The sequence below is a fragment of the Terriglobales bacterium genome (assembly GCA_035561515.1).
Taxonomy (GTDB): Bacteria; Acidobacteriota; Terriglobia; order Terriglobales; family Acidobacteriaceae; genus DATMXP01.
The window spans coordinates 24,306-33,573 of sequence record DATMXP010000048.1; the positions used below are offsets into that span (position 1 = coordinate 24,306).

Sequence of the window (9,268 nt, forward strand, 5' to 3'; positions counted from 1 at the left end):
ACTCCTTAATGCGAGCCCGCCAGGCTGGCGGACTCAACTGCTTGATTCGGCGTTTCGTTGCTTGCGACGATCACCTCGTCGGTGCTGCCAAAGACCTGGGAAATCAATTCGTCGCGCTCAGCCCGAATTTCAACCACGTCTCCGGGCCGAACGATCTTGAAGAGTTCTTCCACATCCTTCTTCGCCATGCGGATGCATCCGTGGGAAGCGGCCTTTCCAATCGATTTCGGCGCGTTCGTGCCGTGGATCCCGTAGCCTTTCTGGCTAAGGCCAATCCAGCGAGTGCCGAGCGGGTTCAGCGGGCCGGGTTCCACGATCTTGCCCGGCGCGTAATAGGTCGGGTCCGTGATGCGGGTGACGATCTTGAAGCTTCCGCTGGGGCTGGGAGTAGCAGCCTTGCCGACCGCGACGGAGAAAACCTTCGTCACGGTGCCGTTCTCAATGAGCGCCAGTTTTCGGTCAGGAATGCTGATGACGATCTGCCGCGCGCTTTGGCTGGCCTGCTCTTGCCCGTATACCCTGGCTGCCGCCAGGATGAGCACCGCGAGAATCAGCCTCAGTTTGGTCTTGGTTTCCGAGTTTCCGTCGATCCGCCGCATCGCTTTCACTCCTTACGCCGAAGTGATAATGCAGCGGGACTTCCATCGCTAAGTTATTGATTCGATGGGTAGTAAATAGTCTTTGGACGTGTCTGAAGAGACGCTGTGTGTGCGGGGTGACACACGTCGAGAGGTCGGCGAGGCATTACTTTCTTTCTTCGATCTTCGTGGCCTGCCAGGCGATGACCTTCCACTCGCCCTTGATCTTTCGGAAGGTGCCCGTGTTGCGATAGTTGGCAGTAATTGGCTTCCCGTCCTGCTCGGTGTGGTGGATGAGTCTGAAGTTTACAACCGCGAAGTCGCCGTAGTCGTGGACAACGATGTCTTCAGCGTCATAAGTACTCTTCGATTCTTTGGAATCGGCCGGCTTCTTCGCCGCTTCGGCTACGTTCTTCATGATTTCGGCCTTGGTGCGGACTACACCGGTGGAGCCGGTATAGATGAGATCGTCCGACCAGAAACGGTCGTGGGCGGCGGGAGTGTTCACGCCGGCAAGGAAGTCGCGGATGGTGCTTTCGAGTCGTTCCTTGGTGTTCTTGACCCGGAGCCCCGGTCCCTTGCCGGTGGGTTTCACTTGTCCGAATGCGACAGCAACCAGCAGCAACAAAACGATCACGACTCGTAGCTTCATCTGCGCTCCTTATGCTGGTGCTGCACGCCCTTAGCCCCGGCCACCACAAGATCGGTAGCAAGACCGGCAAAGAGCCCGTGTTCAATGATGCCTGCCCGTGCTCCCAGTTTGGCCGAAAGAGCCGCGGGATCCTGCATAGGACCGAAGTAAGCCTGGAAAATCATGTTGCCGGAATCGGTGGCGTAATCGGTACCGTCGCTGTTTTTGCGGATTTCGACACGAGCACCGAGTGACTCGACAAAGCGCTTCTGCGATTCCCAGCCAAAGCGCAGCACTTCAATCGGAAGGTAGAACCGGGTACCGAGACAATCGGAAATCTTATCTTCGTCGACAACGATTGCAAACCTGCGGCTCACCTGCGCAACGATCTTCTCGCGCAACAAGGCACCACCGCCGCCCTTGATCACATTCCATTCGGGGTCGACCTCATCGGCGCCGTCAATGGTGATATCAACGTCGCGGGGCAAAGTATCCTGCATCAGCGGGATGCCAAGCTGCACCGCCTCTTTGTGCGTCTGAATCGACGTAGCTATTCCGATGATGTTGCGCAACTCGCCAGTCCGGATGCGTTCCCCGATTTTGCGGACTGCATGAATTGCGGTTGAGCCTGTGCCAAGTCCAACCACCATGCCTGATTCGACGAATCCTGCTGCGAACTCTCCGGCTTGCTTCTTGAGTTGTGTTCGACTGTCCATTGTGGCCGATTCCGCCAATGTCGCCTCCCCTGGCAACAAGAAAAGCCCGGCGCTGCCGCCGGGCTAACTTTAATACATTCGAGTTGTCTCTGTAATCAGCAGGCTTTTAGAGCCTTCCGAAGAACAGGATGATCGCCTCGATGCCGCGGTAGAAGTTCGGGATGTGGAACTTCTCGTTCGGGGCATGCAGGTTGTCGTCCGGCAGGCCCAGGCCCATCATGACTGACGGAATCTTGAGGACCTTTTCGAAGTCGGTGACGATTGGAATCGAGCCACCCGAACGGATATACACGGTATCCTTCTTGAACACGTCGTGCAGGGCCTCGGTCGCCGCCTTGATGTATTTGTTGTCCGTTCCGACGACGATGGGCTCGCCCTTGCTGTGGAAGCTGACTTTAAAGGTGATGCCCTTGGGCGTATTCGCCTTCACAAAATCCACGTACTTCTGGGCGATTTCTTCCGGATCCATGTCCGGCACCAGGCGCATGGAAATTTTCGCTGAGGCCTTGGCCGGAATAACCGTCTTCGCGCCCTTGCCGGTAAAGCCACCGGGCATGCCGTGTACTTCCAGCGTGGGTCGCGCCCATGTGCGATAAAGCACGGAGTAATCAGGTTCGCCAGTCAGGACGCTCGAACCGACTTCCGTTTTGCGATAGTGTTCTTCGTCGAACGGAAGGTTCTTCCATGCTTTAAGTTCGTCATCAGTGGGCTTCTTTACCTTGTCGTAGAAACCGGGAATCTGGATGTGCCCGCTCTCGTCCTTCAACTTGCCGATAAGGCGGCCAAGGGCTTCGAGCGGATTGGGTGCGGCGCCGCCGTAAACGCCGGAGTGCAGGTCTGTCATGGCACCCACAGCTTCGATCTCGGAGTACACAAGTCCGCGAAGTCCAACGCAAAGAGTCGGCAGGTCCGGGGCGAACAACTCGGTGTCACAAACCAGCGCGAAGTCGGATTTCAGCTTTGCGCCTTCCTTCCGAATGTATTCGGCGATCGCTTCGCCGCCGACTTCCTCTTCGCCTTCGTACAAGACCTTCACGTTAATAGGCAGTTTTCCGTTGCCGGCCTTGAACATGCTTTCGAAGGCCTTCACCTGCATCCAGAGTTGACCCTTGTCGTCCACGGCCCCGCGGGCGTAGATGTTCTGGTTGCGCTCGGTCGGCTCGAACGGAGGCGTGGTCCACTCATCGATCGGATCGGGAGGCTGGACGTCGTAATGCGCGTAGCAGAGCACCGTCGGCTTTCCCGAGGCGTGCAGCCAGTCGGCGTAGACGAGTGGATGTCCTTTGGTCTTGATGACCTGAACGTTCTCGAAGCCGATACGCTTCAGTTCGTCGGCCACATACTTGGCAGCATTCTCGACATCGTCCTTGTGCTCTTCGAGCGTACTAATGCTGGGAATACGAAGCAGGTCCTTCAACTCCTCAAGAAACCGCTTCTGGTTTTCGCGTGCGAAACTCACCGCGGGGGAAGCCATACAGACCTCTCTTTCTGATTTGAACTAATTTGAGAGCCAAACTACGACCGGAAAGTATAAATCAGCGCGGCAGAGGCGGGAATTTAGGGACGAATTGAGGTTGTTCCATTTCCGGAACGTCGACGAATCTGCGGTTTGGACCTGCGGAATGATCCTTGCCTAGTCACTTTCATCGCTTTATGCCAATGTTGTCGCGAGTACTTGCGACGTTACGGGAAACATTTGCTTTCCTAAGAGACGTAAGCACATAAAAAACGCGGTGGATCTCTCCACCGCGCCTCTCACTGCACAATTCAGTTCTGGACGGCCGAAGCGGATGCGGTCTTCACCGGTTGTGCTTCCGGAGCGACCTTCACCGTCGACATAATCGACTCAAGCCGTTTCAGCACCTGGTCTGGCTCGACTTCTCTCGCCAGGCCGCTGTCGTTCCTGGTGTTCACGCCAAGCTCGATCTCGTAGCAGGTGTAGTTCGCGTAGGTGACATAGTTGCGCACCTTCGATGCACTTCCGCGGCCTCCGGTATCCGTCTCCAGCCAGCGGAAGCTGGTGCCGTTGACCGTACTCGTTAGGGGCGTATCACCGAGCGACGACTCGCATTCTTCTTTACTGATATCTTCGTTCAAGCTCAACGTGAAATAGCCTCGGTCGAAGTTCGTGTCCGGATAGAAGCCTTTGGGCACATCTACGCGCACCAGGGAGAACTGGCCTTCGTAGCCGTCAGGTTTCGGCTTCAGCGACTCGTCATTGGCAATCGTTTTCGCACTCAGGCGCGAGTACTGCCACGGATATTCGAACGAAATTCCGTAGTCGCGGCTCTTGAATGTCACAGCTTTAGGTTGCATTTTTTCAAAGCTTGCAGGTTTCACTTCGACTTCGTTCGACTTTGCTCCCGTGCTGTTCAGCACTGCAGGTACAACTTTGGACTTTTCCGGCTGCGCCGCTTTTACCACGTCCTTCGGGTTATCGGAACATGCAACCGTTAGCAGTAGGCCCGCAAGAGCACCTGTCAGGATCAGAACACGCGACTTGCGAATACCTTCAGCGTTGTTGTTTTCTTTGTGGTTCATAAGCACCTCCGTGGGTGCCTATGGAAAATGCACGACTCGAGCCAAAGTAGGGCTTGTTGATTCCACAGGAGTTGTTCGCGTTTGCGAAGGTCACGAGCGTGTTAACGCGAAGACGGTGTGGCTCTATAGACACGAAGAGGCGCCCACCGAAGCGGGCGCCCCAAAAAACGCAACGTTATCGCGGTTCTGTGGCTTGTGCATCCAGTACAACCTGCGTGCTGTCCGACACGCTTGACTGCACATCCTGAGGCAGCGTGAATTCGAATCCGCGATTCACGCCGTGTATCCAGATCCGGTGCAGATAGTTCTTCCCATTTACGTTCTCCAGGATCACCTGCGTCTTCGTAGGCAACTCACCGGCAGTTGGTTGCGCGTTCTTACGCGTGTCGAACGCCGACGCCGTGAAGCTCAGGTTCTTGCCATCCGGAGTCTTCACGTGGAAGACATTCCGGTCTGTCTGATCCCCGACAATCTCAAGGATGTTTGTTCCCGGTGGGATTACCTGCTGGGTGTCGTTGCCCACGTACACAGGGTTCTCGAAGTTTACCCGGACCTTCAATATGGAATGTTGTGCCGCTGCCGGAATTTGCAGCAGCAGGCATGCTGCGATCACCATAGCCAAACCTAAAAACAGCTTCACCCTCATACTTTCCTCGCTTTTGAACCTTTACTCCTTTGGGATGGCAGCAATCACCCCGCGGTTGACCCACTCCGTCCGGCCCGTTAATCTGCCTGTAAGCTCTTGATTCTGCATATCGCACTGCGACTCTGCTAATCGCTCCGCGAATTTGAGTACTGACGAAACCATGTTCCATCGCACAGACGATCTTCGAATCAAATGGACTAAAGTTGTCCTTCCTCCCGTGTTCCTTGAGGAGGAACTGCCGCTGACCGAAAAAGCGTCGGCAACGGTTTTCCAGGCCCGCAATGAAATTTCGAACATCCTGCATGGTAGCGATCACCGCGTCCTGGTTGTGGTCGGTCCCTGTTCCATTCACGATCCGGCCGCAGCCCGCGAGTATGCCGAACGGCTGAAGGAGGCCATCGGAGAGTTATCGAGCCATCTCTGTATCGTGATGCGCGTGTACTTCGAAAAGCCGCGTACGACGATCGGTTGGAAGGGGCTAATCAACGATCCCCATCTCGACGAATCATTCCGCATCAACGACGGCCTTCGCATCGCTCGCCACCTGCTGCTCGACCTGGCCGAGATGGGTGTTCCTGCGGGAACCGAGTTCCTCGATATGATTACGCCGCAGTACATGGCCGACCTGGTGAGTTGGGGAGCCATTGGCGCGCGCACCACGGAGAGCCAGGTGCACAGGGAACTCGTGTCTGGGCTTTCCTGCCCGGTGGGATTCAAGAACGGCACCTCCGGCAACGTTCAGATCGCGATCGAGGCCGTGCAGTCGGCGGCGCATCCCCATACGTTTCTCGGACACACGAAACACGGCCAATCGGCCATCTTTGTCACCAAGGGTAACCCGGAGTGCCATGTCATCCTGCGCGGCGGGCGAAGGACTGTGAACTACGACAGCGCGTCGGTGAACGAAGCCTGTGCTTTGCTCGAAAAGGGAGGACTACCGCAACGCGTGATGATCGATTGCAGCCATGCCAACAGCAACAAGGACTGCAAACGACAGCCATTGGTTTTTCGGGATGTCGCCGGGCAGATCGCCAACGGGGATAAGCGCATCATCGGTGTGATGCTGGAGAGCAATCTGCTCGCAGGTACACAGAAACTGCTAAAGGGGAAGTCGCTCGTTTACGGGCAGAGCATCACCGACGCCTGTATCGGGTGGGAGGAAACACAGGTTCTGCTGCGGGAACTCGCCGAGGCAGTGCGCAAATCGCGATCGGCCTAGCGCTTTCTTTTCATAGTACGAATTGCGCGCTCGCCGCATCCAAAGCTGGAGAGTTTCTGGAGATACGAAATGGCACAGATGCTTGACGAGAGTCGTCTCTGGCCCGCCCTTCCACTCAACGAATGGAAAGACACCTACGCCACGCTGCATATGTGGACGCAGATTGTCGGCAAGGTTCGGCTGTCACTCACGCCGAGGACGAATCACTGGTGGAACGTGGCCTTCCGCGTTACCCCACAGGGTCTGACAACTTCGACCATTCCGTACCGCGACCGCACGTTCGAGATCCTGTTTGACTTCATTCAGCACCAACTCGTGTTGCAGATCAGTGAAGGAAAGCGGTACTCAATGCCGCTCGTTGCCCAGTCGGTGGCTGATTTTTACCAGGCATTCATGCGAATGCTGCGAGAGGCAGATATCGAGGTCAGCTTCTGGCGGATGCCGGTCGAAATCCCGGATCCGGTGCCGTTCGACAACGACCATCTTCATTCGTCCTACGATCCGCAATATGTCGACCGCCTCCGGCAGATCTTGGTGACGGTAAACACGATCTTTGAGGAGTTTAGGGCGGATTTCCTCGGCAAGTGCAGCCCCGTCCACTTCTTCTGGGGCAGTTTTGATCTAGCGGTGACGCGCTTCTCAGGAAGGCGAGCACCCGAGCGCCCGGCCGCCGATTCGATCACAAAGGAGGCTTCTCGCATGAAGTGAGCAGCGTCGGATTCTGGCCCGGCAGCGGCAAGATAGCAGGACCGGCGTTTTATTCTTACACTTCTCCCGAACCGGAAGGGTTTAAGCAATACAAGGCCAAGCCGGCGAAGGCATGGTACGACACTGAAATGAGTGAGTTCATCCTGATGTATGACGACGTCCGGAAAGCTTCGTCACCGAGGCAGGCACTGCTGGATTTTTGCCGCACCACTTACGAGGCCGGCGCCTCCCTTGCGAAATGGAATCGCACAGCGCTTGAGCGTTCCGCGGTTGCCGGCGTCGGCGAAGTTGCGTAGGTACACGCGAGAGGCCCACCATCGTACTCCGGTTTGCGCAGGGTGATGTCTTAGCGCGCGGCCTTCTTTTCCATTGCGAGAGGCAACGGGCGCGCGCTGCGTGGCGGACGCTTGGCGCCGTCACGTACGGCGCGTACATCGATTTTCAGCTCGTCAATCGTGCGGCTCAGAGTGTTACGGTGCATCCCCAGTTCGCGGGCCGCTTTGCACTGATTCCCATGGTTCTCTTCCAGGACGGTAACGATAAAGCGCTTCTTGAATTCGCGCACTGCTTCAGAATAAAGAATGCCGCCCTTGTACATCGCCATAACTAAGGCTTCGAGCTGATCTTTCACAATGAACTCTCTTTCCCGGATCCTGCTATCTTCCGCCAGATGCTGATCGTTTGTCCTCCGGCTCGGTCGAGCTTCCGGCCGGTTTTGATGCTTCTACTTTGTTCTTGCCGTTCCTTAAAACTTCAATTCCTTCGCTGACCTTGTTTCTCACTTCTCCCGGAGCCAGCCACGAGGCCGCTCTCCCGGCCACCAGAAAGTACGGAGCCAGTTGCGAATTGCCCAGCCAGAGCGCCTTCGGCGCAAATGCCGCTGTGGCCATCACGACAACCGTGACGATCAACAATCCGCGGACTAACCCAAATGCGGCGCCAAGTACGCGATCCACTACCCGCAGGCCAACCTTCTGCATGATCCAGCTTGCGATGCGACCGATGCCTCCGGCGAAAATCGCCACTGCGAAGAAGATGAGAAAGAACGCGACAATGTTTGCAGCGTACGGCGGATTGATGAAAGTCAACCACCCTGCCACAACTGAATACTCCCACGCGGCGAGAAGAAACCCTACAATCACTCCCGCGAGGGAGAATGCTTCCAAAAAGAAACCTTGTGCTGCCGCGCCGACGACAGAAAATACAAGCGCGGCAACAATCACCCAATCGCCTATGCTCATGACCTCGCCGCCTCGGTTCGGGCGAGACTAACCTTCCAATTCCCGGCCCGTTAACAGCCGGAAAGCTTCCACGTACTTTTCACTCGTCTTAGCCACTACTTCCGGGGGAAGCGACGGAGCTGGTGGTCTCTTATCCCACTTGATCTGTTCCAGATAATCTCTGACAAACTGCTTATCGTACGAGAACTGCGCTCTTCCTGGGGAGTACTTCTCCGCCGGCCAGAAGCGGGATGAATCGGGGGTCAACACCTCATCCGCCAGCACCACGCCGGCTGCCGTGATGCCAAACTCAAACTTCGTGTCCGCAATCAGAATACCGCATTTGGCCGCGTGCTCTGAAGCCTTGCGGTAAATTTCCAGGCTGATCCTACGTAATTCCTCTGACCTTTCAGGGCCAACCAGCTTTTTCATCTCCGCAAATGCGATGTTCTCATCGTGACCTGTCGTGGCCTTTGTCGCGGGAGTGAAAATTGGCTCGAGCAGCTTGTCGCTTTCGCGAAGTCCTCGCGGCAGTTCAATACCACAAACCGTGCCGCTGGATTTGTATTCCTTCCAGCCTGAACCGGAAAGATACCCGCGAACCACGCACTCAACCGGACACATGTTCGCGTGCACTACGAGCATCGAGCGTCCGCGAAGCTGATTTTCGTACTTACGCAGCGGGGCAGGGTACTCATCAACGTTCGCCGTCACCACGTGGTTCGGAACAACATCCTTGAGGAAGTTGAACCAGAATAAGGAAATCTGTGTGAGGACTTTCCCCTTGTTCGGGATGCCAGATCCAAGAACATAGTCGAACGCAGAGATGCGATCGGTGGCGACGAATAGAAGATGCTCGTTGTCTACGCGATAAACGTCACGAACTTTTCCGCTCGCGTAGAGTTCCAGATCGGGAAAATCTGTTTGAAGCAAAGCGTCTTGTGTAGCAGAACTGGTCACGGCAGATTCGTTGAAGAGACGGTGCGTATTCTAGCTGTCGAGAATGATT

General features: G+C 56.0%; 10 protein-coding genes and 1 pseudogene. 2 read left to right on the plus strand and 9 right to left on the minus strand.

Annotated features, from left to right (window positions below; genetic code table 11):
* Positions 1-5: 5 nt before the first annotated feature.
* From VN577_21655 to VN577_21680, 6 genes are all read right to left on the minus strand, one after another.
* Complete coding sequence (locus VN577_21655; protein HWR17452.1) at positions 6-599, minus strand: L,D-transpeptidase; 594 nt, start codon at positions 597-599, stop codon at positions 6-8.
* 145 nt (positions 600-744) lie between these two features.
* Entirely contained in the window at positions 745-1,230 is a 486-nt protein-coding gene (locus tag VN577_21660; GenBank protein ID HWR17453.1) for a nuclear transport factor 2 family protein, read from the minus strand.
* Entirely contained in the window at positions 1,227-1,925 is a 699-nt protein-coding gene (gene rpiA / locus VN577_21665) for a ribose-5-phosphate isomerase RpiA (protein ID HWR17454.1), read from the minus strand. The genes VN577_21660 and rpiA overlap by 4 nt, the downstream gene beginning before the upstream one ends.
* Positions 1,926-2,031: 106 nt before the next feature.
* Positions 2,032-3,399: a dipeptidase gene (locus VN577_21670; protein ID HWR17455.1), complete on the minus strand. Its 1,368-nt coding sequence runs from the start codon at positions 3,397-3,399 to the stop codon at positions 2,032-2,034.
* Between the two features lie 293 nt (positions 3,400-3,692).
* Positions 3,693-4,466 carry a hypothetical protein gene (locus VN577_21675; protein HWR17456.1) on the minus strand — a complete coding sequence of 258 codons (774 nt, stop codon included), beginning with the start codon at positions 4,464-4,466 and terminating at the stop codon, positions 3,693-3,695.
* A gap of 175 nt (positions 4,467-4,641) precedes the next feature.
* Complete coding sequence (locus VN577_21680) at positions 4,642-5,106, minus strand: hypothetical protein (GenBank protein ID HWR17457.1); 465 nt, start codon at positions 5,104-5,106, stop codon at positions 4,642-4,644.
* 166 nt (positions 5,107-5,272) lie between these two features.
* Between VN577_21680 and VN577_21685 the strand changes: the two genes are divergently transcribed.
* The gene (locus VN577_21685) at positions 5,273-6,331 is read left to right on the plus strand and encodes a 3-deoxy-7-phosphoheptulonate synthase (GenBank protein HWR17458.1); all 1,059 of its coding nucleotides are present in this window, start codon (positions 5,273-5,275) and stop codon (positions 6,329-6,331) included.
* A 150-nt stretch (positions 6,332-6,481) separates the two neighbouring features.
* Positions 6,482-7,335: pseudogene (locus tag VN577_21690) on the plus strand (DUF5996 family protein).
* Positions 7,336-7,385: 50 nt separating this feature from the next.
* Here the strand turns inward: VN577_21690 and VN577_21695 are convergent.
* The 3 genes from VN577_21695 to VN577_21705 are packed head-to-tail and all read right to left on the minus strand — an operon-like array spanning position 7,386 to position 9,219.
* Positions 7,386-7,670, minus strand: coding sequence for a helix-turn-helix domain-containing protein (locus VN577_21695; GenBank protein HWR17459.1), 285 nt, complete (start codon positions 7,668-7,670; stop codon positions 7,386-7,388).
* A 25-nt stretch (positions 7,671-7,695) separates the two neighbouring features.
* Entirely contained in the window at positions 7,696-8,280 is a 585-nt protein-coding gene (locus tag VN577_21700; GenBank protein ID HWR17460.1) for a CvpA family protein, read from the minus strand.
* A 27-nt stretch (positions 8,281-8,307) separates the two neighbouring features.
* Positions 8,308-9,219: a phosphoribosylaminoimidazolesuccinocarboxamide synthase gene (locus VN577_21705; protein ID HWR17461.1), complete on the minus strand. Its 912-nt coding sequence runs from the start codon at positions 9,217-9,219 to the stop codon at positions 8,308-8,310.
* Positions 9,220-9,268 lie beyond the last annotated feature (49 nt).

Coding starts and splice junctions, on each gene's coding strand:
- VN577_21700 (HWR17460.1), bottom strand. CDS start 8,280: ATGAGCATAGGCGATTGGGTGATTGTTGCCGCGCTTGTATTTTCTGTC.
- VN577_21655 (HWR17452.1), bottom strand. CDS start 599: ATGCGGCGGATCGACGGAAACTCGGAAACCAAGACCAAACTGAGGCTG.
- VN577_21685 (HWR17458.1), top strand. CDS start 5,273: ATGTTCCATCGCACAGACGATCTTCGAATCAAATGGACTAAAGTTGTC.
- VN577_21675 (HWR17456.1), bottom strand. CDS start 4,466: ATGAACCACAAAGAAAACAACAACGCTGAAGGTATTCGCAAGTCGCGT.
- VN577_21660 (HWR17453.1), bottom strand. CDS start 1,230: ATGAAGCTACGAGTCGTGATCGTTTTGTTGCTGCTGGTTGCTGTCGCA.
- VN577_21670 (HWR17455.1), bottom strand. CDS start 3,399: ATGGCTTCCCCCGCGGTGAGTTTCGCACGCGAAAACCAGAAGCGGTTT.
- rpiA (HWR17454.1), bottom strand. CDS start 1,925: ATGGACAGTCGAACACAACTCAAGAAGCAAGCCGGAGAGTTCGCAGCA.